This window comes from Leptolyngbya boryana PCC 6306 (assembly GCF_000353285.1).
In the GTDB taxonomy this organism is placed as follows: Bacteria; Cyanobacteriota; Cyanobacteriia; order Leptolyngbyales; family Leptolyngbyaceae; genus Leptolyngbya; species Leptolyngbya boryana.
Map to the genome: position 1 here is coordinate 5,862,564 of NZ_KB731324.1, position 22,185 is coordinate 5,884,748.

Below are 22,185 nucleotides of genomic sequence, written 5' to 3' on the forward strand. Positions count from 1 at the left end.
AACGTGGTGATCGTGAATCCTTAAGTTAGATTGGACGAATCGAATCAGCGATTCTGAAAATCCGACTCTATATATTCTCAGAAGGATACATTTTAATGAACCAGCGGTGGAGAAACGCAGGATTATATGGACTTTTCGCGATCGTCACGATCGCGCTATCAACCGCAGTCTTTGCTGAACAGCCCCAAACTCGTGAAACCTGGGAATACAGCCAGTTTATTCAAGAAGTTGAAAAAGACAATGTTAACAAAGTCAGTTTGACTGCCGATCGAACTCGAATCTTGGCACAATCCGAAGATGGAAAGCGCTTTTTAGTCAACCTACCGGACGATCCTGAACTGATTAACACTCTGGTGCGGAATCAGGTCGATATCTCTATCGTGCTTGAACTCAAGGACAGCGACTTCTAGCCCCAAACCGTTCCTGCCTGATTCCTGACCAGGATACTAAAAACTCCACCCCATAACGTGATCGATAGTAAATCCTTACGTTACATTGGATAAATCGGTAATTCTCAGATTTCTCTCGTATTGATGCAAGAAGTCTTAATACAGAGTAATATAAGTTTACAAATACAAATCTGAGAACCCGATTTATTCCTATTTTCAGGAGGATACACCCCGGTGAACAAGCGGTGGAGAAATGCAGGGCTATATGCGCTTTTAGCGATCGTCGTGATTGCTTTGGCAACGGCGGTCTTCGATAAGCAACCCCAAACTCGTGAAACCTGGCGCTATAGCCAGTTTATTCAAGAAGTTGAAAAAAATAATGTCAATAAAGTCAGTTTGAGCGCCGATCGGACTCGCGCTTTAGTGCAATCTGAAGACGGAAATCGCGTCTTAGTGAATCTGCCGACCGATCCTGAACTCATCAGCATTCTGACTCGCAATAACGTCGATATTTCTGTTCTACCTGCAACCGATGGCAATGACTTCTGGCTGAGAGCAGTCAGCAGTCTTTTCTTCCCAATCTTGCTGCTTGTGGGCTTGTTCTTCCTGTTGCGCCGCGCTCAAAACGGACCAGGTAGCCAAGCGATGAACTTTGGCAAATCTAAAGCCCGTGTGCAAATGGAACCCCAAACCCAAGTCACCTTTAACGACGTGGCAGGGATTGACCAAGCAAAGCTGGAATTGAACGAAGTTGTGGACTTTTTGAAAAATGCCGATCGCTTTACTGCAATCGGTGCAAAAATTCCCAAAGGTGTCCTACTCGTTGGACCTCCTGGAACTGGTAAAACCCTGTTGGCAAAAGCTGTTGCAGGCGAAGCAGGCGTTCCGTTCTTCTCGATTTCCGGTTCTGAATTTGTCGAAATGTTCGTCGGTGTGGGTGCGTCTCGCGTCCGTGACCTGTTCGAGCAAGCCAAATCGAATGCACCTTGCATCGTCTTCATCGATGAAATTGATGCAGTTGGTCGTCAGCGTGGTGCAGGTCTCGGCGGCGGTAACGATGAACGTGAACAAACCTTGAACCAACTCTTAACTGAGATGGACGGGTTTGAAGGCAACACTGGCATCATCATCATCGCAGCGACAAACCGTCCTGATGTCTTAGATGCAGCGCTCTTACGTCCGGGTCGTTTCGATCGCCAAGTCGTCGTCGATCGTCCTGACTACTCCGGTCGTTTGGAAGTGCTCAACGTTCATGCGCGTGGCAAAACGCTCTCGAAAGACGTTGACCTCGAAAAGATTGCCCGTCGGACTCCTGGATTTACCGGAGCAGACTTGTCGAACTTGTTGAACGAAGCCGCAATTCTTGCCGCTCGTCGCAATTTGACTGAAATTTCAATGGACGAGATCAACGACGCAATCGATCGCGTCTTGGCAGGACCTGAGAAGAAAGACCGTGTAATGAGCGAGAAGCGCAAAGAGCTTGTGGCTTATCACGAAGCAGGTCATGCGCTTGTCGGTGCTTTGATGCCTGACTATGACCCTGTTCAAAAAATCAGCATTATTCCTCGCGGTCGCGCAGGCGGTTTGACCTGGTTCACACCAAGCGAAGACCGGATGGATTCAGGCCTGTATTCTCGCTCTTACTTGCAAAACCAGATGGCCGTTGCTCTAGGTGGTCGAATCGCTGAAGAAATCGTCTTTGGTGAAGAGGAAGTTACCACAGGCGCATCGAACGACCTTCAGCAAGTAGCACGCGTTGCAAAACAAATGGTGACTCGATTCGGCATGAGCGATCGCTTAGGACCAGTCGCATTAGGTCGTCAGCAAGGCAACATGTTCTTGGGTCGTGACATCGCTGCTGAGCGGGACTTTTCCGAAGAAACCGCAGCCGCGATCGACGATGAAGTTCGCAACCTGGTTGAACAAGCTTACCGTCGTGCAAAAGCGGTGCTGGTTCAGAATCGTCCGGTGCTGGATAAACTGGCAGAAATGCTGGTGGACAAAGAAACCGTCGATGCTGAAGAACTGCAAGAGCTTTTAGGCAATAGCGACGTGCAGATTGCAGCGATCGCGTAAGCGCTGAATACTCGCGTAAGCGCTGAATACTCGCGTAAGCGCTGAATACTCGCGTAAGCGCTGAGTACTCATGTAAGTTTCTACTTCACTGAAAATTCGAGAGATGTTCCACCGGGGCATCTCTTTTTTTTACAGAGAACTCCAGATCGCTAAAACTTAAATAAATATGTCACAGTTTAAATGTATAGCTAGTGTGAAATGTCATGGTTGCCGCTTTCCGCCATGACTTCATTCACCCTAAAACTTAAAGAGAACTCAGGGTAATTACTCAATCTTGTCGTCTAGTCCCTCAACCTTTTCCTATGAGCAGCGCTTTTCTGACCCGTCTTCACAGTCCCGATCGTCCTGTCCTCGTCTTCGATGGCGCAATGGGAACCAATATTCAGTCCCAGAATTTAACAGCAGAGGATTTTGGAGGTGCGGAATATGAAGGCTGTAACGAATATCTCATTCATACGAAACCAGAAGCGATCGCGAAAGTTCACCGCGATTTCTTAGCAGCAGGCGCGGATGTGATTGAAACCGATACATTCGGCAGTAGCCCGTTTGTGCTGGCAGAATATGGGCTGCAAGATCTAGCGTATGACTTGAGCAAGAAAGCGGCTGAACTCGCGAAACAATGCGCCGCCGAATTCTCAACGCCTGAAAAGCCCAGATTTGTCGCCGGATCGATGGGTCCTGGCACAAAATTACCGACCTTAGGACACATCACATACGACGAGCTAAAAGACGCATTTACCGTTCAGGCAGAAGGGTTATTTGATGGCGGTGTTGATTTATTCATCATTGAAACCTGCCAGGACGTACTGCAAATCAAAGCCGCTTTGAATGCCGTAGAAGCTATCTTTGAGAAAAAAGGCGAGCGTCGCCCGATCATGGTGTCTGTGACGATGGAAGTTCAGGGAACGATGCTCGTCGGGACAGATATTAGCGGCGTTTTGGCGATTTTAGAGCCGTATCCGATCGATATTCTCGGCTTAAACTGTGCGACAGGTCCCGATCGCATGGCAGAGCACATTAAGTATTTGACGGAGAATGCACCGTTTGTCGTGTCTTGTATTCCCAATGCAGGTTTGCCGGAAAATATCGGCGGTCATGCTCACTACAAGCTGACTCCAGTTGAATTGCAGATGGCATTGCACAAATTCATCGAAGATTGGGGTGTGCAAGTGATTGGCGGATGTTGTGGAACTCGTCCCACGCATATTCAGGCATTAGCAGAAGCCGCCGCGACGATGAAGCCGAAAGAGCGCAATGTTCGGATCGGGGAGCGCGAATGGATGAATGGTCAAGTGTTTGAATCAGAAACACCCAGACCACTTTTAAGCTACACGCCTTCAGCCGCATCGATTTATACGTCTCAGCCTTATGAGCAGGATAATTCTTTTCTGATTGTAGGAGAGCGACTGAATGCCAGCGGCTCTAAGAAAGTTCGAGAGTTGTTAAATGCAGATGACTGGGATGGACTGATTGCGATCGCAAAATCCCAGGTCAAAGAAGGCGCGCATGTATTGGATGTAAACGTCGATTATGTCGGACGCAATGGCGAATCCGATATGAAAGAACTCGTTTCCCGCCTCGTTACCAATGTCACCCTGCCTCTGATGCTCGACTCGACTGAGTGGACAAAGATGGAAGCCGGACTCAAAGTTGCGGGCGGCAAGTGCATTCTCAACTCGACCAACTATGAGGACGGCGATGAGCGGTTCTTCAAAGTGCTGGAATTAGCGAAAGAGTACGGTGCTGGAGTCGTAATCGGAACGATCGACGAAGAAGGCATGGCGCGGACGGCTGAGAAGAAATTCCAAATCGCGCAACGGGCGTATCGCGATGCACTAGAATTCGGAATTCCGCCGCACGAAATTTTCTTTGACACCTTAGCTCTGCCGATTTCGACCGGGATTGAAGAAGATCGGGAGAACGCAAAAGCAACAGTTGAGTCGATTCGGATGATTCGGGAAAATCTGCCTGGCGTTCACTTCATGGTCGGGGTGTCGAATATCTCATTCGGTCTGAGTCCTGCAGCTCGGATTACTTTGAATTCGATGTTCTTGCATGAAGCCACGAAGGTCGGAATGGACGGCGCGATCGTGTCGGCGGCAAAGATTCTTCCACTTGCGAAAATTGAGCCTGAGCATCAAGAAGTCTGTTTAGATCTGATTTACGATCGTCGCCGATTTGATGGGGATATTTGCATTTACGATCCGCTGACGAAGCTGACGGAACTATTTGAAGGCGTAAGTGCAAAAGATGCTCGATCGACAAGTTCTCTAGCAGATTTACCTGTTGAAGAACGTTTGAAGCAGCACATCATCGATGGCGAACGGATTGGTTTAGAAGATGCATTGAAAATCGCATTAGAAACCTATGAGCCGTTGCACATCATCAATACATTCTTGCTTGATGGCATGAAAGTGGTCGGTGAATTGTTCGGATCGGGGCAAATGCAATTACCGTTTGTGTTGCAGTCTGCGGAAACCATGAAATCTGCGGTCGCATTCCTTGAACCATTCATGGAGAAGAAAAGCGATGACAGTGGCAAGGGTAAATTCTTAATTGCAACCGTGAAAGGGGATGTTCATGATATCGGCAAGAACTTAGTTGATATCATTCTCACCAATAACGGCTACAAGGTGATTAACTTAGGGATTAAACAGCCAGTTGATGCGATCGTCGATGCTTACGTTGAACATCAACCAGATTGTATTGCGATGAGCGGATTGCTCGTAAAATCGACTGCATTCATGAAGGAGAACTTAGAAGTCTTTAATGAACGTGGGATCAGTGTTCCAGTGATTCTTGGCGGTGCAGCACTGACTCCAAAATTCGTTTACGAAGACTGTCAGAATGCTTATAAGGGGCAAGTGATTTACGGACGCGATGCGTTCGCGGATTTGACGTTTATGGATCGCTTTATGCCTGCGAAAAAAGAGGGGCAATGGAGTGATACCGAAGGTTTCCAAGGCGAATTTGCTCAGTTCAATCAGAAGGGACGTAAAGCGATCGAACAAGCTGAACGCGAACTAAACGGCGAACCAGAGAAGAAATCGGATGAGCCGGAAGTGATCGATTTAGTGCGATCGGAAGCGGTTGAGTTGGATATCGATCGACCGACTCCGCCGTTCTGGGGAACTAAAGTTCTCAATCCTGAAGATATCTCCTTAGAAGACCTCTTCTGGCACATGGATTTGCAAGCGTTGATTGTTGGGCAATGGCAATTCCGCAAGCCGAAAGACCAATCGAAAGAGGAATATGATGTGTTCTTAGCTGAGAAGGTTTACCCGGTCTTGGAGCGCTGGAAGCAGAAGATTCAGACTGAGAAACTGTTAGAGCCTCGGATGATCTATGGCTATTTCCCTTGTGCGGCTGAGGGGAATTCGCTGCATGTTTATGATCCGAGTGTGATTGAGCAAGGTCTCACGCCTGCAACTGCAACACCCTTAGTCACCTGGACATTCCCACGTCAGAAATCTTTACGCCGCTTGTGTATTTCAGACTTCTTCCGTCCAGTGTCAGACAATCAGTTCGATGTGTTACCCATGCAAGCGGTGACGATGGGACATATTGCCACTGAAGTCGCTCAAGAGCTATTCAAGGCGAATAACTATACGGAGTATCTCTACTTCCACGGTATGGCAGTCCAGATGGCGGAAGCTTTGGCTGAATGGTCACACGCTCAGATTCGTAAAGAGTTAGGCTATGGAGAGCTTGAGCCAGATAACATTCGAGATATGCTAGCTCAGCGTTATCAGGGATCACGGTATAGCTTTGGCTATCCAGCTTGTCCAAATGTTGCGGATCAGTTCAAGCAATTAGAACTGCTAGGAACTGATCGGATTGAAATGTCGATAGATGAAAGTGAACAACTTTATCCAGAACAATCGACGACAGCTTTCGTGGTCTATCACCCGACTGCGAAGTACTTCAGCGCTTAATTCTTGTGGGGGCTATGCCCCCTAATTTTTTCAGTCTTGCCGCGATATTCAGGTGTTGCAAGATTATAATTTAGGTCAGTTGTTTGAGCAGGGTGTGAAACTATCAGCAAAAATTCCGAGGATTGGACGGATGCAGAAATTCACAGAGAGATAGGGCAAATTACTCGCCGTTTTGACATCTTAGAATGTGCCGACTGCTCCAGAGCAATCGTTAGATGGTTGAACCAACAAGGGATTGAAGGAATAATTCTCAGGCTCAGAACTAGAAACGGTGAAGACTACATTCTTAGTAAGCGCCTCGAACAGCTTGGAATCACTGAATCGATTACGCTCAATGGGCAGCATTTTGGAGTTGAAGTAAGAGGAAAGGTATTTGACAATCTCTCTGAAGAAGGGAGATCGCGGCAAGACTGGCTGAAAGATTTTAGCTGCCATAGTGGACTATTCACCTTGACAGAATTGAACCGTTTTTAGGAGCCATCAATTATGAGTAACCTCTTTGACCTACTGGAAAAGATCAATCAGAAACCAGGTCTATATATTGGAACTGCTTCCATCACTGCACTACGGCACTTTCTGGTAGGTTACAAATTTGCTCGGCAAGAGATGGGAATATTACCTACCGAAGCAGAGTTAGATTTTTATCAAGAGTTTCAACCTTGGTTGCAGAGGCGATTATACGTTCGGACTGCTAACTCCTGGGACAAAATTATTCTGATCAAATGCATTGATGAAAAAGCGGCGTTCGACCATTTCTTCCAATTACTAGAACAGTTCCGCGATCGTGATAAGAGTCAGGACATTGACCCAATTTTGTTGGATGAGCCATTTGAAGCCTCAGAAAGAGTGGCTTGAGTCAGATTGCCAATGGACGATCTCGATAAACGAGTTAAGCAATTGGATGTGGCGGAAGTTTTTAAGATGCTTAAAACTTCCCACCCTCAAGGGGTGACAACGAAGCTAGAGAGCAGACTGGATCAAGGAAATGGCATTGAGACCTCGCTGAAAAAAGGGACGTTTTTGCGGCTTGAGTGCCATCAACTTGGTCGCCAGAGTTGACCACAATTGCAAGGGTTCAATCCACAACCTGCCATACAAGCCAATCCAGAAATTGCTATGTCGGTTTCGGGTTCGCTTCGGCTCCTTGACTCGACCGACGTAGCATTGCACTTGCTTTTGGCGAATGCGTCGTCCCTGAAGCGTTGAGAGCGAATAAGCAATGGCAATCAGAACCAGTAGTGCATTGAATCGGCGTGAATCGGCATGGCAATCTTCGAGATGATAGCCACCGGATTTGTAGTCTTTGAACAGCGGCTCAATGGAGAAGCGATTAGAGTAAGCTTTCAGAGTTTGTTCGGCACCGACGAGATTGGTCAGCAGATACCAAGCATCAGAATTCGATTGACGGTAGGCGCGTTTTTGGCGCAAGACTAAATTAATGCTTGCCGACCCGCGATTTTTCCGTGACTTGAATGTGCAAATATTGCTCAGTGATTCCGGGGCGTTTGTGGGAAATCGTCCAAGGCCAATAAAAGCCTTCGCTGTCATTCGGTTTGAATGGTGGTATTTTTCGGTAAACGGAACACGAATTTGACTTGTTTTTCCACACACCAAGCAGCAAGCTCGATACTGTGAAACTCACGGTCTCCGAGCAAAATGAAGCGATACTTTTTCAACAGATGAAATACCGGACATAACACTTTTCGTTGTTCAGCCAGCGAACTCTGTCCTTGCTTGTTCAGCCACATCCAGTGCAATGGGATTGCCCGCTTCTGGTATACAAGACTCACCATGATCAAGTTATGGTTTTGCCATTGCGTCCGGTCAACCACCAGGTGAAGCGGAGTTCTACCTGAGTAATGTCGTTTGATCCACTGCTTGACAATCGGAAACCAGATCGCTTGTGGAGTCAGTTGCGGCAGACTCAAGAATCGCTGAATATTCCGCCGTCTGCTCTCAAATAGAATCGGTTGCGGAAACAGGGTCGCTATCCGTTCAATCGTAATTCTTCGCTCTTTTTGCAACAGTTCGACCAAGATTTCTAGCGTCACAAATTGCGCTTCCGTTAATTGCGATTGTAAACAGGTTTGATAGAATGAGGGCAACATCTTTTAGATTGATGGGGTGAAACAAGTGGAATCACCTCATTTTTTCTGTCTCTCAATGCTGCTATCCGGCATCCTTTCTACCGTTCAGTCGTGTCGTCACCCCTTAAGCTTCCCACCCTTGCCAAATTCCATTGCGCTAGTATTCCTCTTGCCAATGAACGATCGCGATAAACGAGTTAAGCAATTGGATGTGGCGGAAGTTTTTAAGATGCTTAAAACTTCCCACCCTTGCCAAATTCCATTGCGCTAGTATTCCTCTTTTTTATTCTTCATAGAGAAAATTATAGGCAACTTATGTAGCAGTAGTTTCCCACTCTAGAAGTCCTAGAATGACGAAAGAGCAAAGCCTTCGCATCACGGGTATTGCAGTTTTTCTTCTGTCACATGGGCAGAAGAGAAATATACAGAGAAAGTCGCCGATACTCCCGCTACTTTGCATCCGCCGGGATTTCCTCTCGCGATTCAACAACAAGTTGCATCGTCTGAACAGCAATATCCCGCATGTCTCTTGTTAACGGGAATGCTCCATTTTCACCAAACCAGCGATCGAAGATTTGCACTGATTTGGGTTCTCCGCGCACAAAGCCTTGCATGTACCGATACAGAGCATAATTTACCGTATCCAGAAACCTAGAGTTATCTTCAGGAACCATACAAGCAATCCCTTCTTGAGATAATGGACTGTCCGGCAAAATGTTGTACTGGTTGATTTTTCCAGCTAATCGCGCTTCTAGTAAAATACTATCTGCGGCGAACGCATCGATCGTCCCTTTCTCCAAAGCTTGATAGCCTTGTTCCCAAGTTTGAAAATAGACAGGTTTTGCCTTCGGTAATTTTCGTTGTACTGCTAGCTCATTAGTCGTGCCCGGCAACACTCCGATACGCTTGCCATTAAAGGCTTCTGGAGTACCTAAATTGCTTGATTTTTTGACCGCAAGTTGAGTGCCCGTCGTCGCATACACCAGCGAAAAATCAACTTGTCGATTGCGTGCCCAAGTAAAGCTACTGAAATCACAGACAATATCCACTTGTCGATCGGCGACCTTTTTGACGCGATCCGAAGGCGGTAACGCAACTAATTTCAATTGAACTTTCTTGCCTGTTTCTTTTTCCATCTGCGATCGAATTAATTCCAGCATATCGACGGAATATCCGACTAGTTTGCCTTGTCGATTTTGATAAGCAAATGGAATCGCTTCACTGCTGGTTCCTGCAACCAAAACTCCCGATCGAGCGACCTTCTGCATAACTGTCTCCGCATTCGCGATCTGCGGCAGTGCAGCACACAGAAGGGTACTCAGGACAACGAGAGAAAATGGTTTGGGCATGATCAATCTGATGGATTATTTAGCCCTTATCTTCTACCACTTTAGGTAGGCACATTGTCAAGCGCGCATCGAAGTTGTTCTTGCACAGCGGGCTTTCTGAATTGCCTCGTCACGAGTCGCTTTTTCTTTCAACGTGTTCGCAACTTTCATCGCTTCAGACATCCGATTCACGCGAGCATATTGAATCGCGATCGCTTCTAACATACTGCCACGATCTGTTTCGATCGGAATCACAGTACCGCCATCTGTACCGAGGCGATCGAATTGCGATTCCTCTCCAGGAATCGTTTGGGCAACTTGGAAAGCTTGAGCAAGGTAAGACACGGCTTTTTGAGATTGATTTAGCTCAGTATAACGTTGTGCGATCGCAAGTAAAAGCTGCGTTTTACTCACGGGTTCCGTTGTTTGATTCGCGATCGGTTGGACTAAATCAAACCGATTGATCGTGAGCAATCCCAACGCGCTAGTTTGTAGGCGAGCACTTTTCACCTCTGGGAATGCAGTTCCTTCAGCAATTTGCAATGCGCCTAGATATTGTTTCGCTTCAATGAATTGAGCGAAAGGATTATCTGTAAAAGATGCGATCGAGGGATCATCAATCTTTGAACTAAAAACAACCACTTGCTGAAGAAGTTGGCGAGCTTTTTCAGGCTGCTGCGTTTGAGAATAAACCAAAGCAATACTAGCTAAAGCAGTGGGTTTAAAGCGTTCAAGACTGAAGAGATCGCCGCCTTCACGGTTGATTCTCTCGCGATAAGCTTTATCGAGCGGATCAATCGTTTGTAAGGCTTGCTCAAGCATTTGATTGGCGAGGGTAGAGTTGCCAGCTTGAGCCGTGACGAGCGCGATCGCAGACAGTGCTCTAATCTGCTCCAAAGGACGATTCTCTAAAGGCAATTTGCGTACCCATTCTGCTGCTTGAGAATGTTGACCTGTTTGGGCATAAGCCTTGGCGATTTGTATAATTTGCCAATCCATCAAACCGTAGTCGATCGACGAAATTTGTGCCCAGTCTTCGCGAATCCAGTCAAACTGATTGGCAGCGATCGCAGTTTCAATTACAGTCCAGACTTGACCTCTCTGTTCCCAAGAATCGCTGAGGGCTTTAATTGCTACAAGCTGCTGAGACAAGAGGGCTTTAGCTTGAGCGGTTTTGCCAGCTTCTTGATGAGCTACAACTACTGACTTCAACGTGTCGGTGCGGAGATTTTTTACTGATTTTGCAAGCTGCAATGCTGCGTCTAACTGTTCAGCTTGTACATAGGCTTCGACAAGCTTTTGCAGCAATGTATCTTTCTGATAGGGATCTTCTACAGATTGAGCAAGCGTTGTAGCTTGGCGGAAGAGTGAAGTAGATTGACTTGGGGTTTTACGATAAGCGATCGCTACTTTTGCTAAAGCAGAAATTTTTTGAGGAGTTGCAGAGATTGATTGAGCGAGTTTTTCGGCATCCGCCAATTTACCATTGCTCAGATAAGTTTGCACGATGCTTTCTTGAGTGTTTGCAAAAGCTTCTGGAACTTTCGACAAGCGCTCTAAAGTCTGTTGTGCTTTCGGATAGTTGCCGATTCGCGCATAGGTTACAGCAGCGCGTTCTACAATTCGATTCGATTCTTCAACTGCAAGCCGGGGTAAAATTTTCTCAACCTGAGCAAGCGTAGTTTGGGCGACTTGAGGCTGTGAAAGTTCAGCGTAAGCTTCTGCGATTTCGATGAGTGCGATCGCACGTAAGTCTGGTGCTTTGATTTGAGGTTCGAGTTGCCGCGCTCGTGCCATTAAGTTATTGGCAATTCGCAGTTGTTTGAGTGCTGCATATTGACGTGCGATCGCAACAAAAGCACGAGTTTTCTCCGCACTATTTGCAGATGGAAGACGATTCGTCAGGGTTAGAAACTGATCAAGTAACGCACGCAATTTTTGTGGAGATTTGAGCTGCTGATTGAGTTGAATAATCCGTAACGTTGGGAAGCCGTTATAAGGCTCGATTAACCAGGATTGAACTAAATCGGCTTGAAAAGGAGTATTTTTTACTTGCAGCGCGATCGTAATTGCTTCTTGTAAGGCTGTGCCTGCTGTTTCGGCATCTTGTCGATCCAAAGCTTCACGCGCTTGATTGGTCAAAGTTGCAAGCTTGCTTTCTAATTGTTCATTAGGATTACAAGTTATCGAAGCAGGCTGAGCAGAAGCTGGATGAGGTGCTACTAGATGTCGTGTGACGACTAAAAAAGTGGGAGCAATCAATGTAAAAATACTCAGGAGAAGCCAGGGATGAATGGATCGAGACATAAACGATTTTGGGCAAAGTGCTTGACGTTTGCTAGATACCATCCCATCCCTACAAGTTCCAGAATGTTTTTTACTCTGCTTTGAGCTTTAACCACGATCGAATTTCTTTCAACACCCAAGCTTGCTCAAAATCAGTTAGCTCCTCTCCAAATTGATGCAAGTGATATCCATCCCGATACGGTCCTGAAGTAATCGTAATTTTGCCATTATCCCGGCGCACATCTCGAATATGGCGAGTCTTGCCTGTCATTCGATTGCTCATCGCTCGAAATCGCTGGGTTTCGACTGCAAATTCTTTGCGATCGAACTTGACGTAAGTTCGCTGAAACGATGGACTAATAAAAATCAAAAATACAATCAAGGCAAATAGTAAAACCCAGACAGATGCGCTCATTACCCCAAAAACGAGCAGCATCATAAACATCGGCAACGAGAACATCAGAGCAGGCAGTGCGACTCCTGCCATCAGTAAGCCGAACATCTCAAAAACTGATTCTTCTTGTTGATTTTGCTGTGGGATGACAATTTCTAAGCGTTTTTTCGATCGCTGAAGTTGAACTCGCGTATTTTTAGGACGCTCCACTGCACCAAATGCAGATTCTCCCGCTAAATGGAGTGCCTGAATCGCTTCATTTGCGGTTTGAAATCGTTGTTCGACATCAGGATGAGACAGGCGATCAATCCAATCTGCAAAAGCAGGAGTTAAAGTTACACGATCGCGCCATTGCAATTTAAGATATCGCTGGGGCAAATCCGCAGGTGCAGTTCCCGTCAACAGATGAATCAAAGTTGTCCCTAATGCGTAGAGATCCGAAGCAGCAACAGCCCGACCACCAAATTGTTCGATCGACGTATAGCCGTAGGTTCCAACAACTGTAAAGGTTCCACCTTCAATCGGAACATGATCCTGAACTGCCCCAAAATCAATTAAATAAATCTGCTCATCTTTTCCCAAAATCAAATTACTAGGTTTGATATCGCGATGCAGAAGCGGAGGATTTAACTGATGCAAATCGCGCAAAATTTCTAGAACCGCGATCGCGAATTTTCGCACTTCTTCTTCTGTAAATCGTTTTCCATCCTGCACCAACTCTTTGAGCGAAGTGCCTGGAATATAATCCTGGACTAAGCCAAACCAAAGAATGCGATCGTCGATCGAAAAAGAGTCTCGACATTTCGGAATCCGAGGATGATCAATCTGACGTAAGACCTGAGATTCGCGCTCAAACAGTTTCAAATCTTCCCACTGCATCTCTGCACCAAATGCCAGGAGTTTGAGCACAATCGGCTCAGACTGAGCGTTCAGATCCAGTGCAAGCCAAGTCTGTCGTCCAGCACTCTGTCCTAATTTCTCTTGGAGTTGATAGCGATCGTACAGCGTCTGTCCTGCCGTCAGCATCGAACCGAATCCCCCTAGCATCGTCATCGACTCACTTCGCCTCTGATCATAGCGATTCCGGTTATTCTTTGACGAGCGCTCCATTCTACTCAGGGAGTCTCTCTAAATGTCCTGCTCAACCGTGATTGAGCAACCAGGTTTCTAAATCAGTTACGGTTGAAAAGTCGAGTAGAGCATCAGCTAACGCTTCAAGTTGTTCGATCGATAGAGTGTGAATTTGCGATCGCGTCTCTTCTGATAAGTTTCCGACTTGTCGAGCCAATAGACGTAGAATCAGTGCTCTTTGACCTTCTTGTTGTCCTTCTTGTCGGGTTGCTTGTTCCCATTCCAGAAAAGCTTGTGAAAACGCCATCAGTACCTCTTGAGAACAATCCACTACTAGGTGTTCATTGTGTCAAAGACAAGTCAAAAGTCACCACCACTTGCGCGGATTGTTAAGCCAGCGATTCTGCTTGCGAGGCATCGTAGGAAGTCCTCGACCTCTCAGAAAAGTCCAAGTTATATCATCCACAATGCCCGTCTCTCGTAATCTGGAGCGCTGCTGAAATTGTCGAACCGCAACTTCTGTCGCAGCATCGTAAACCTGATTTCGGTCAACATCGAAGCCATGAACTAACAAGAGTCCTTGAAGTTCAGCCACATCTGTCCCAATACAGCCCAGTTTTAAGAGCCGTGTGCCTGGTTCTAGGTCTGTGTTGAGTACAGACCACGTCTGTTTACCCACCACACCATCAATTCTCAATCCATGTCGATGTTGAAACGATCGCACTGCTGTTTCAGTCCGACTCCCAAAATCTCCATCGATTCTCAGGTTAAATCCATGTGCTCTCAATAAGGCTTGCAGTTGCATAACATCGCTTCCTTGATCCCAAGGATACAAATCGGGCAGTTCGATCTTATCGGGGGGAATTTCAGCGCTCATGGCAATTTTAGATTCAGCTTCTTACATTTGAGTATGAATGAAAAAAGCCTGAATCTCTGACCTGAGATAGGACTTTTTTGCGATCGCAAATTCTAATTTTTAAGATGAGGAACCTTATCTCTGGCGGCAAAGTCATTGAAAGTATCGCCGTTAGACTCGGACTTGAAGGACAAAAATCTATGTTGAACTTGAAGAAATTGCAAACTAGCACTGCGCTCGCACTGACGATCGGTGTAACGGCGACTGGAGCCGCTCCGATCGTATTTGCGAAAGACGCGATCGCGGCTACTCCTGCTCCGATGAAAGTCGCGCAGCTGTTCCCCTCATCTCCCTCGTCACCGACGCAAACGACAGGTGCATTCCGAATTCCGGCAGGCACAACGTTGCGCTTGGCTTACCGAGATGCTGAGAAAATTTTGGTTGCCCCGAATGAACGCCTTCCGATTACGTTAACTGTTCCCAATAATATTCGCACCTCGAATGGAACCCTGTTGATTCCAGCAGGTAGCCAAGTGAAAGGAGAGTTTCAGCCTGCCGATGGTGGAACTCGCTTTGTCGCAAATACCTTGATTTTGAATAATGGCAATCAGGTGGCACTGAATGGTCAAACAGATTTAGTCACTCGGACTGAAGAAATTCGTCGAGGGGTGAGTACAGATGCAATTCTGAAGGGAGCTGCAATCGGTTCAGGTGCAGCAGCGATTATCTCTGGCATCACCGGGAATCGTCGGATCACGTTGGGCAAAGTTCTAATCGGTACGGGTGCAGGTGCTTTAGGTGGCTTATTGCTTGGACGAAATCGCAATCAGGTGATTTCAGTCAATCAGTCTGATTTGAATTTGCGTCTGAATTCTGCGTTGGCAGTGAATGCCTACTAAGTGGGGAGTGGGGAGTAGGGAGTAGAGATTGTTTCTTCCCCACTCCCCACTTCTTTCTAGCTCCAATCATCCCGCTTCGCGCCACGCCCCTTATAAGGCTTCGTCTCTACATGAATGTGGCGAGTTTTTTCAAACAAAGCATCCTCCGTTAAGTTCCACTGTTTGAGAACTGTATCTAAGTCTGCTTGAATATCGCGTGCCCCTGGGAAACCGTTATAGCGAATTCTCAAGCGGGCTAATTCTGCGAGATTCCAATCCGTTGCTTCGCCCGTCAGTAGAGAATCGACAATTTCACGATCGCTCTTCCACAAAGGATGCTCCTGGTCTTTTTGCTCTTGCGCCATATCTCACCGTGGAAATCACGCTCGTCAGTATAATACGGGAACGCGGTTGCAGAGAGATGGATAAGTTAATTCTTTTGAGCTTTGATGTTGAAGGGTTTGATGTTCCAGAAGAGTACGGGCAACCGTTAGATAAAACAATAAAATTCAAAGCATCAGCTGAAGGTTTAGACCATGGATTAGCCTTACTCGATCGCTTAGAAACCTGTTTAAATTGGTTCAAACCACAAGCAAGATTTGTAACATTCTCCGAGTTCCAAGCCAGTTGAGATCCAAGCAGCTTGTTTCGCTAAGCCAATATCGTAATTTGCAATCTATCCAGAATTTTTTCATTAATAATTGAGGGAGTTGTATTCGCATCAACCATCATTAAGCAGTCTAGTTCCTGGTAGTACTCGATAACAGGAGAAAGCAGCCGTTGATTCCACGCTAATTGATCAGCCGATAATCGCTCTAATAAATCATGTTTTGTAAGACTGAGATAAAGTGCTTGAGGCTGTGAATAGCCCATATATTCAAGCAGAAGGTGCAGAGATTGCGCTTGAGTAAAGCACTGAGGAAAGTCCGTGAGAATCCAACCCTGACGAGTATCAGATTGCCGCAAACGGACTTCCAGCATTGCCAGCTTTTCTGTATCAGGCGAGATCGTATCGGAAGGGAGGATGGCTTGCAGATCGCTGCACAAGCGATCGCGCATAAACTGCGAAAACAAATGGATCATCGAGATATGGGGAATCCCGAGTTGTTTCGATAAGATTGCTGCCTGTGTATTCACACTCGCAGTCTCAAGTCCTAAGAAAATAAGCTGCACCGTCATATTATTCCTCAAACGATTAGACTAAACTTCGGTCATCAATGATTGAACTCGAATCATGCTCATCTCAGCATACTGACATCTGATGATAAAGTTTGCTACATCAAAGAACGATAGAGAAATAGTGTGAAAAACTAGAGAACTGATCGCTCATGCTGAACGCAATGTTACATTGTGTCATTGTTCATCACGAATTCAATTCTGAAACTTAAGATAAGCATTCCCTAATCTCTGCTAGTACCTTACTGAGAGAGCAAGGTTTAGATAGATACTTTTCTCCTCGATCTTTGAGGATTTTCAAGCGATCGTTATTCTCAACTGCTCCGGTTAAAAACAAGATTGGAATATTCATGGTTTCCAGATTTTGACGGAGCAATCTCAACACATCAAATCCATCAAAAATAGGCAACTCGAAATCACTAACAATCAGGTTTGGGCGTTCCTCCGTTGCCAGTTTGATTCCTGAGCTTCCATCTTCTGCTTCAATCACTCGATAGCCTTCTAACTCAAGCATCTCTGCCAAATTCGCTCGAAGCGCAGCATGATCTTCAATCAGCAGAATAGTCTGTATCATCATTGAGACAGTAATGATTACTAGAAAAACAATTTGTAGAGCTTGATGCGTGTTGCTGACCCTATCAGAAAATTGTAGAAAACTAGAGAACCATCATTACTGTTCTTCAATTTACATTTTGAGTTAATCTCGCTTCCGGTGAGGTGCACGCCCAAATAGATGCGTCAAACTTGCGAATCGATCGCGAATCTCGTCATTCAACATCTCCGATCGATAGCGCCAACCCCAATTCCCCTCTGCCTGACCCGGAACATTCATTCTGGTATTCGCTCCCAACCCCATTAAATCTTGCATTGGGATGATCGACAGAACTGCAACCGAACTCATGGCGACTCGAATCAAATCCCAATGAATTCCCTGCTGTCCGATACAGCCCATATAGTTCCAAAGATTACCCCGCTCATAGTCTGAAAGCTGCTCATACCAGCCGATCGTTGTATCGTTATCGTGCGTACCTGTATACACGACACAATTACGAGGATAGTTAAATGGCAGATAAGGATTGCCCGGATCAGACCCAAAAGCAAAGTGAAGAATCTTCATGCCTGGAAACTCATACTTATCCCGTAATGCTTCTACTTCCGGTGTAATCACACCTAAATCTTCTGCCAAGATCGGTAGCTTTCCTAACTTCGTATTGAGCATCTGAAAGAACTGATCTCCTGGCGCTTCGATCCAGTTCCCATTCATCGCTGTCTCTTCACCTTGCGGAACTGCCCAATAAGCCTCAAGCCCACGGAAATGATCAATCCGAATCCAGTCCACCAGATCTAACATGGCTTCAAATCGCTGCACCCACCACTTGAAATCTGTCGATTCCAGATAGTCCCAGTCATAGATGGGATTACCCCAAAGCTGTCCTGTTGCACTAAAATAATCCGGTGGTACACCTGCCATCAGTTCAGGATGTCCGGTCTCAGGATCAAGCCGAAAGTTCTCCGAGTTTGCCCAAACATCCGCACTATCATGTGCAACATAAATGGGAATATCTCCAATAATTTGCACCCCGTTTTCGTTGGCATGTTCTTTGAGCGCCACCCACTGTTTGAAAAACTCGTATTGAAGAAATTTCTGGTAGTAAATTTCTTCTTGCAGTCGGATTCGAGCAGCTTCGATCGCATCCGGTTTCGACTGCATCAATTCGGGTTCCCACTCATACCAACTCTTGCCGCCGTTCTCATGCTTCAGTGCCATGAACAACGCATAGTCTTCTAACCAGAAGGCTTTTCTCGTACAAAAATCGGCAAAATCGCGCTGTTCATCACTCTGATGTTTAAAGGCATCGCAAGCCTTTCGCCATAACGGAGCCTTGAACGCATAGACGCGATCGAAATCCACACAATCGATCCAAAATCCATCAGCATTCGCAAAATCCGATTCTTCTAGCAAGCCGCGATCGCGCAATGCCTCTAAACTAATCAACAACGGATTGCCTGCCATTGATGAATAAGATGCATAGGGAGAATTTCCATATCCCGTAGGACCTAATGGCAACACTTGCCAATATTGCTGTCCACTCTGCACAAGAAACTCAATAAATCGATGAGCTTCGGCTCCTAGTTCTCCGATTCCAAATCGACCGGGAAAGCAGGTAGGATGCAGCAAAACGCCACTTGATCGCATTAAAGGCATAGTAATCTAGCAGGAAAAGGCTGTGAGAACTGTAACATGAGGCGGAGAGGACAAAATCCACCGCAAGAAGAATCAAGATTAATTCGGAAATCGTAATTTTTTATGGCTCATCGCAATCCTGCTCCCACCGTTGACATTATCATCGAACTCATTGATCGCCCCCATCGCCCGATCGTGCTGATCGAACGCCTCAATCCCCCACATGGATGGGCAATTCCCGGCGGTTTCATCGATTACGGAAATTCGGCTGAGAAAACCGCACATCTTGAAGCCGAAGAAGAAACTGGACTGCACATTGAACTCATTGATTTACTGGGAGTTTATTCTGATCCCGATCGTGATGCGCGCCAACATACGATGAGCATTGCGTACATTGCCACTGCCAAGGGCGAACCCAAAGCAGGTGATGATGCCAAAAATGTGCGGATTGTCGAGATTTGGGAGATCCCTGAGAATTTATGTTTTGATCACGATCGCATTTTGCACGATTATTTACAGTACAGAAATTATGGAATGCGCCCAAGATTATGAAAAAAGTAATTCGGACTGATGCGGCTCCGGCTCCGGTTGGTCCTTACAATCAAGCGATCGTGGCTCAAGGTTTAGTCTTTGTCGCAGGTCAAATCTCACTCGATCCGCAGACGGGTGAAATTGTCGGTGCTGGCGATGTTGCGGCTCAAACCGAACGAGCCATGACCAGTTTGAAAGCCATCTTAGAAGCGGCTGGTTCGTCGCTCGATGATGTTGTCAAAACGATGGTCTGCTTGAAAGACATGAACGATTTTGCGGCAATGAATGCGGTCTATGCCAAATATTTTGATGAAGCAACTGCACCCGCAAGAGTTTGTGTGGAAGTCGCTCGCTTGCCAAAAGATGTTTTGGTTGAGATCGACTGTGTTGCAACACTGAAAGATTAGGAGAACTGCGATCGCTCTTGAACCTGATTCACAAGCGAGAGCGATCGCATCGAAGCGCGATGGCTGGAAGATTCACATCACAAGGTAAATGCTTGTTCTGGAACGGGTACGGGCTTTTGTCGATTTGAATATTGGAAATTAGTTGTGTGAGATTCAATACTCTACTAGATGAGCAGTCTTAACATTTTTTGCAAGTTTCAATTTCTCCAACAGTCGAATCGTCAACCATATCAGATCCACTTCCCACCAGCGCTTGCCAAACTGCGCCGAAGCTTGATAAGCATGATGATTGTTGTGCCATCCTTCTCCAAAAGTCAGCAATGCTGCCCACCAGCAATTCGTCGATCGATCATTGACCGCATAGTTCCGATAGCCAAAAGTATGACATGCACTATTGACAAAGCACGTACTGTGAAAGCCAACAAACAATCGCGCAAAAATTCCCCAAACTACGAAGGGCATTCCACCGAGACCATAAAGCAAAACAGCTAATGCAATCTGTAAAGCAATGTAGTGCTTGTGGCAAAACTGATAAAACGAATCATGAGCAATATCTTGAGTGAATCGATGCAGTTCTGAATGAGATGGAACCTCGTGCATCAGCCAACTGATATGACTCCACCAAAATCCCTGAGTCGAATCATGTGGATCACCAGTCCGATCGGCAAACAAATGGTGCATTCGATGATAGCCGACCCAACCCTTCACGGCTCCTTGACCTGCCAATGTGCCACACAAGATAAAGAAGTATTCTAACCATTTGACCGTTTTGAAACTGCGATGCGTTGCTAGGCGGTGGAATCCTAAAGAGATTCCTAGCCCGATCGTCAGCCAATGCAAGAATAGAGCAACTCCAACGGCTGACCAACTAAAATAAGCGGGAGACAGTGCAAGTAAGGCTCCTAAATGCAAGAAAACAACAACAGTAATTACAGTCCAACGAGGACGTGGAGAAGTCAAACGGACATCGGTCATGAATTTTGCTCAAACGGTTTGGATAAAATCAGCGTGATCACTCAGCACGATTGCGCTCTGTGGCTTCTAGTTGAAACTCACTCCAACGGTGCTGCACTTGTTTATAGCAATCAGCAGGAGAGATTTTTAGGTTTTGCAGTAGACTGACCTGAACTTCGCGATCCCGTCTCGCCAGAAGCACGATCGCTTGAGTTGGGTCATACGTCGCGATTGCCTCGTGAATCGCAACCCCAGCTTGGCTATCAACTTCAAGCATTCGCAAATATAGCTCGACTTGTGCCTGCGCGACGAACTCCTGCTCAAAGACTACAGAATCAATACTCAAATTCATTGAAGCATTGATCCGATTCGTAATCTTGCAGGTTACTAGTCCTCGCCCTAGTCTCAAATAGCCATTCCAGCTAGTGAACCCTATCTGCAAAAAATTCTGCTGAATAACCAGATCTTGCCAGTGATCAAAATGCGATCGCAAATCATAATGTTGAAACCTCATCAACTTCCCCTGAACTGCAAAATAGGGAAGCAAATCCGTTTTAAGAAACTAAGAACCATCATCATCCGTACCTCGCAGATGAAACACAACAGACATACCTCTTAAAGAGGCGCTATGCATCGGCGGGCATCCTGACTCAAAGAACACAGTTCTTATCACAGTTGCGGGACAGCGTCGGGTTTGCACCGAACTTTCCCCCTTGCGTCTAATGGCTGATTCCCATCAGAACCGATACTCATCTAGAGAGTAGCACGATCAAGCAAAATTAGACTCATCTTTGCCGCACTTCACCCACTCAAACTGGATTGAAAATGAGCCAATCATCTAAATCGTTTACTAAAGTAGTCTCTGAAGGCTCTCACATTTTGCACAGATCCACATATCGGTTACATTCCATGTTGTTGACGAGAATACCAAATCGCTAGTTCGCCGTCCTATTGTTCGCTGATCTAAAAAGTCGCGATTCCTCGGAACCGTTGCCTCTGAGCTATCATGTCGCGTAAAACTCTAACGCTATGCCCGATAAAGATGAGACTCGTTCAGAAATTAAACTATCAAGTTGACCATTAAAACGAAACACACGATCGCTCATCCACGCGCAATACAGATTCTTGCTGAAATGCCTGTTTATAAGCGGCTCGAATCTGATCAATCTTCTTGCTACTCTCAACATTCATCGGATACAGTAGCGTCAAAAGTTGAGAGTTTTCTGCCACAACCTTACCCTGCGAATTCCGATATTGCCCCTTCGCGGCTACCCTTGTCAGCCCTTCAGGAAATAGCGGAGTCACAACGCGATCGACAAATTGCTGAAATTCAACCTGAGTCACTTCTGAGCGATCGGGTTTCGCGAATCCAAAAAATAACTCTGTTCGCATAAAAGCCTTGCCATGCGGTTGCAACTGGCAAGATTGATCCACAGATTCATCAACCTTTGCGAAAACCAGCAGCGGCACAATCAGCCCGCCTGCCACTCCTAAAATTAAGTGGAATCTAGATTTCATCATATCAACCTCAAATTCTCTGCTCTCTCACGTTGAAGTGCAATTCTTCATGCAATCGCTCGATTTTTAAAACCTCGAAAAATCGATAGCTTGAATCGATCTCTGAGTGGGAAT

The 22,185-nt window shown here is 46.1% G+C and carries 23 protein-coding genes and 1 riboswitch; of the genes, 9 read left to right on the top strand and 14 right to left on the bottom strand.

What is annotated here, in order from left to right; all coding sequences use genetic code 11:
* Nucleotides 1–95 precede the first annotated feature (95 nt).
* The 5 genes from LEPBO_RS0129245 to LEPBO_RS0129260 all read left to right on the top strand — a co-directional run bounded on the left by LEPBO_RS0129245 (nt 96) and on the right by LEPBO_RS0129260 (nt 7,255).
* A complete protein-coding gene (locus tag LEPBO_RS0129245) occupies nt 96–410 on the top strand; it encodes an ATP-dependent metallopeptidase FtsH/Yme1/Tma family protein (RefSeq protein ID WP_017291152.1) in 315 nt (104 codons plus the stop codon).
* A gap of 213 nt (nt 411–623) precedes the next feature.
* Nucleotides 624–2,465, top strand: a complete 1,842-nt coding sequence (gene ftsH3, locus LEPBO_RS0129250) for an ATP-dependent zinc metalloprotease FtsH3 (protein WP_017291153.1) — start codon at nt 624–626, stop codon at nt 2,463–2,465.
* Nucleotides 2,466–2,767: 302 nt separating this feature from the next.
* Nucleotides 2,768–6,400 carry a methionine synthase gene (gene metH / locus LEPBO_RS0129255; RefSeq protein ID WP_017291154.1) on the top strand — a complete coding sequence of 1,211 codons (3,633 nt, stop codon included), beginning with the start codon at nt 2,768–2,770 and terminating at the stop codon, nt 6,398–6,400.
* Between the two features lie 138 nt (nt 6,401–6,538).
* The gene (locus LEPBO_RS45445; protein WP_315875396.1) at nt 6,539–6,874 is read left to right on the top strand and encodes a papain fold toxin domain-containing protein; all 336 of its coding nucleotides are present in this window, start codon (nt 6,539–6,541) and stop codon (nt 6,872–6,874) included.
* A gap of 12 nt (nt 6,875–6,886) precedes the next feature.
* Nucleotides 6,887–7,255, top strand: coding sequence for a hypothetical protein (locus LEPBO_RS0129260; protein ID WP_017291156.1), 369 nt, complete (start codon nt 6,887–6,889; stop codon nt 7,253–7,255).
* Nucleotides 7,256–7,360: 105 nt separating this feature from the next.
* Here LEPBO_RS0129260 and LEPBO_RS44115 read toward each other — a convergent pair whose 3' ends face one another.
* The 7 genes from LEPBO_RS44115 to LEPBO_RS0129290 form a co-directional block, all read right to left on the bottom strand.
* Entirely contained in the window at nt 7,361–7,948 is a 588-nt protein-coding gene (locus tag LEPBO_RS44115) for a transposase (protein WP_017291157.1), read from the bottom strand.
* Entirely contained in the window at nt 7,945–8,508 is a 564-nt protein-coding gene (locus LEPBO_RS44120; protein ID WP_017291158.1) for a hypothetical protein, read from the bottom strand. Before LEPBO_RS44120 ends, LEPBO_RS44115 begins: the two co-directional genes overlap by 4 nt.
* Before the next feature lie 428 nt (nt 8,509–8,936).
* Nucleotides 8,937–9,836: an amino acid ABC transporter substrate-binding protein gene (locus LEPBO_RS0129270; protein WP_017291159.1), complete on the bottom strand. Its 900-nt coding sequence runs from the start codon at nt 9,834–9,836 to the stop codon at nt 8,937–8,939.
* Between the two features lie 57 nt (nt 9,837–9,893).
* Entirely contained in the window at nt 9,894–12,122 is a 2,229-nt protein-coding gene (locus LEPBO_RS0129275; RefSeq protein ID WP_017291160.1) for a DNA repair protein RecN, read from the bottom strand.
* Between the two features lie 70 nt (nt 12,123–12,192).
* On the bottom strand, nt 12,193–13,548 hold the full coding sequence (locus LEPBO_RS0129280; RefSeq protein WP_017291161.1) for a serine/threonine protein kinase: 1,356 nt from the start codon (nt 13,546–13,548) through the stop codon (nt 12,193–12,195).
* 88 nt (nt 13,549–13,636) lie between these two features.
* Nucleotides 13,637–13,873 (bottom strand): DUF4351 domain-containing protein, encoded by a 237-nt coding sequence (locus LEPBO_RS0129285; protein WP_017291162.1) that lies wholly within the window; start codon nt 13,871–13,873, stop codon nt 13,637–13,639.
* A 60-nt stretch (nt 13,874–13,933) separates the two neighbouring features.
* Nucleotides 13,934–14,443, bottom strand: coding sequence for a peptidoglycan-binding domain-containing protein (locus LEPBO_RS0129290; RefSeq protein WP_017291163.1), 510 nt, complete (start codon nt 14,441–14,443; stop codon nt 13,934–13,936).
* Nucleotides 14,444–14,622: 179 nt separating this feature from the next.
* Between LEPBO_RS0129290 and LEPBO_RS0129295 the strand changes: the two genes are divergently transcribed.
* On the top strand, nt 14,623–15,321 hold the full coding sequence (locus LEPBO_RS0129295) for a TraB/TrbI/VirB10 family type IV secretion system protein (protein ID WP_017291164.1): 699 nt from the start codon (nt 14,623–14,625) through the stop codon (nt 15,319–15,321).
* A gap of 56 nt (nt 15,322–15,377) precedes the next feature.
* Here the strand turns inward: LEPBO_RS0129295 and LEPBO_RS0129300 are convergent, their stop codons facing one another.
* Nucleotides 15,378–15,665 (bottom strand): DUF3288 family protein, encoded by a 288-nt coding sequence (locus LEPBO_RS0129300; RefSeq protein WP_017291165.1) that lies wholly within the window; start codon nt 15,663–15,665, stop codon nt 15,378–15,380.
* Between the two features lie 56 nt (nt 15,666–15,721).
* On the opposite strand from LEPBO_RS0129300, the gene LEPBO_RS0129305 reads away from it, so the two are divergent.
* Complete coding sequence (locus LEPBO_RS0129305) at nt 15,722–15,931, top strand: hypothetical protein (protein ID WP_017291166.1); 210 nt, start codon at nt 15,722–15,724, stop codon at nt 15,929–15,931.
* A 20-nt stretch (nt 15,932–15,951) separates the two neighbouring features.
* On the opposite strand, the gene LEPBO_RS40450 is transcribed toward LEPBO_RS0129305, so the two are convergent.
* The 3 genes from LEPBO_RS40450 to malQ all read right to left on the bottom strand — a co-directional run bounded on the left by LEPBO_RS40450 (nt 15,952) and on the right by malQ (nt 18,682).
* Nucleotides 15,952–16,479, bottom strand: coding sequence for a nucleoside monophosphate kinase (locus tag LEPBO_RS40450; RefSeq protein ID WP_017291167.1), 528 nt, complete (start codon nt 16,477–16,479; stop codon nt 15,952–15,954).
* Between the two features lie 205 nt (nt 16,480–16,684).
* Nucleotides 16,685–17,053 (bottom strand): response regulator, encoded by a 369-nt coding sequence (locus LEPBO_RS38635; protein ID WP_017291168.1) that lies wholly within the window; start codon nt 17,051–17,053, stop codon nt 16,685–16,687.
* A 120-nt stretch (nt 17,054–17,173) separates the two neighbouring features.
* Complete coding sequence (gene malQ, locus LEPBO_RS0129320) at nt 17,174–18,682, bottom strand: 4-alpha-glucanotransferase (RefSeq protein ID WP_017291169.1); 1,509 nt, start codon at nt 18,680–18,682, stop codon at nt 17,174–17,176.
* A gap of 102 nt (nt 18,683–18,784) precedes the next feature.
* On the opposite strand from malQ, the gene LEPBO_RS0129325 reads away from it, so the two are divergent.
* Nucleotides 18,785–19,213: an NUDIX domain-containing protein gene (locus LEPBO_RS0129325; RefSeq protein WP_017291170.1), complete on the top strand. Its 429-nt coding sequence runs from the start codon at nt 18,785–18,787 to the stop codon at nt 19,211–19,213.
* Nucleotides 19,210–19,599 carry a RidA family protein gene (locus LEPBO_RS0129330; RefSeq protein ID WP_017291171.1) on the top strand — a complete coding sequence of 130 codons (390 nt, stop codon included), beginning with the start codon at nt 19,210–19,212 and terminating at the stop codon, nt 19,597–19,599. The genes LEPBO_RS0129325 and LEPBO_RS0129330 overlap by 4 nt, the downstream gene beginning before the upstream one ends.
* Before the next feature lie 153 nt (nt 19,600–19,752).
* On the opposite strand, the gene LEPBO_RS0129335 is transcribed toward LEPBO_RS0129330, so the two are convergent.
* The 3 genes from LEPBO_RS0129335 to LEPBO_RS0129345 form a co-directional block, all read right to left on the bottom strand.
* Nucleotides 19,753–20,574, bottom strand: a complete 822-nt coding sequence (locus LEPBO_RS0129335) for an acyl-CoA desaturase (RefSeq protein ID WP_017291172.1) — start codon at nt 20,572–20,574, stop codon at nt 19,753–19,755.
* A gap of 37 nt (nt 20,575–20,611) precedes the next feature.
* Nucleotides 20,612–21,067 (bottom strand): hypothetical protein, encoded by a 456-nt coding sequence (locus tag LEPBO_RS0129340; RefSeq protein WP_017291173.1) that lies wholly within the window; start codon nt 21,065–21,067, stop codon nt 20,612–20,614.
* A gap of 104 nt (nt 21,068–21,171) precedes the next feature.
* Nucleotides 21,172–21,315: riboswitch (cobalamin riboswitch) on the bottom strand.
* A gap of 318 nt (nt 21,316–21,633) precedes the next feature.
* Nucleotides 21,634–22,074 (bottom strand): DUF3574 domain-containing protein, encoded by a 441-nt coding sequence (locus LEPBO_RS0129345; RefSeq protein WP_017291174.1) that lies wholly within the window; start codon nt 22,072–22,074, stop codon nt 21,634–21,636.
* Nucleotides 22,075–22,185 lie beyond the last annotated feature (111 nt).

Excerpts from the sequence above, each read along its gene's own strand:
- LEPBO_RS0129325 (WP_017291170.1), top strand. The coding sequence starts at position 18,785 with ATGGCTCATCGCAATCCTGCTCCCACCGTTGACATTATCATCGAACTC.
- LEPBO_RS0129275 (WP_017291160.1), bottom strand. The coding sequence starts at position 12,122 with ATGTCTCGATCCATTCATCCCTGGCTTCTCCTGAGTATTTTTACATTG.
- LEPBO_RS0129285 (WP_017291162.1), bottom strand. The coding sequence starts at position 13,873 with ATGGCGTTTTCACAAGCTTTTCTGGAATGGGAACAAGCAACCCGACAA.
- LEPBO_RS0129330 (WP_017291171.1), top strand. The coding sequence starts at position 19,210 with ATGAAAAAAGTAATTCGGACTGATGCGGCTCCGGCTCCGGTTGGTCCT.
- LEPBO_RS0129260 (WP_017291156.1), top strand. The coding sequence starts at position 6,887 with ATGAGTAACCTCTTTGACCTACTGGAAAAGATCAATCAGAAACCAGGT.
- LEPBO_RS0129290 (WP_017291163.1), bottom strand. The coding sequence starts at position 14,443 with ATGAGCGCTGAAATTCCCCCCGATAAGATCGAACTGCCCGATTTGTAT.
- malQ (WP_017291169.1), bottom strand. The coding sequence starts at position 18,682 with ATGCCTTTAATGCGATCAAGTGGCGTTTTGCTGCATCCTACCTGCTTT.
- LEPBO_RS40450 (WP_017291167.1), bottom strand. The coding sequence starts at position 16,479 with ATGACGGTGCAGCTTATTTTCTTAGGACTTGAGACTGCGAGTGTGAAT.
- LEPBO_RS0129305 (WP_017291166.1), top strand. The coding sequence starts at position 15,722 with ATGGATAAGTTAATTCTTTTGAGCTTTGATGTTGAAGGGTTTGATGTT.
- LEPBO_RS0129300 (WP_017291165.1), bottom strand. The coding sequence starts at position 15,665 with ATGGCGCAAGAGCAAAAAGACCAGGAGCATCCTTTGTGGAAGAGCGAT.
- LEPBO_RS0129270 (WP_017291159.1), bottom strand. The coding sequence starts at position 9,836 with ATGCCCAAACCATTTTCTCTCGTTGTCCTGAGTACCCTTCTGTGTGCT.
- LEPBO_RS44120 (WP_017291158.1), bottom strand. The coding sequence starts at position 8,508 with ATGTTGCCCTCATTCTATCAAACCTGTTTACAATCGCAATTAACGGAA.
- LEPBO_RS0129245 (WP_017291152.1), top strand. The coding sequence starts at position 96 with ATGAACCAGCGGTGGAGAAACGCAGGATTATATGGACTTTTCGCGATC.
- LEPBO_RS38635 (WP_017291168.1), bottom strand. The coding sequence starts at position 17,053 with ATGATGATACAGACTATTCTGCTGATTGAAGATCATGCTGCGCTTCGA.
- LEPBO_RS44115 (WP_017291157.1), bottom strand. The coding sequence starts at position 7,948 with ATGACAGCGAAGGCTTTTATTGGCCTTGGACGATTTCCCACAAACGCC.
- LEPBO_RS0129280 (WP_017291161.1), bottom strand. The coding sequence starts at position 13,548 with ATGACGATGCTAGGGGGATTCGGTTCGATGCTGACGGCAGGACAGACG.
- metH (WP_017291154.1), top strand. The coding sequence starts at position 2,768 with ATGAGCAGCGCTTTTCTGACCCGTCTTCACAGTCCCGATCGTCCTGTC.
- LEPBO_RS0129340 (WP_017291173.1), bottom strand. The coding sequence starts at position 21,067 with ATGAGGTTTCAACATTATGATTTGCGATCGCATTTTGATCACTGGCAA.
- LEPBO_RS0129345 (WP_017291174.1), bottom strand. The coding sequence starts at position 22,074 with ATGATGAAATCTAGATTCCACTTAATTTTAGGAGTGGCAGGCGGGCTG.
- LEPBO_RS0129295 (WP_017291164.1), top strand. The coding sequence starts at position 14,623 with ATGTTGAACTTGAAGAAATTGCAAACTAGCACTGCGCTCGCACTGACG.
- LEPBO_RS0129335 (WP_017291172.1), bottom strand. The coding sequence starts at position 20,574 with ATGACCGATGTCCGTTTGACTTCTCCACGTCCTCGTTGGACTGTAATT.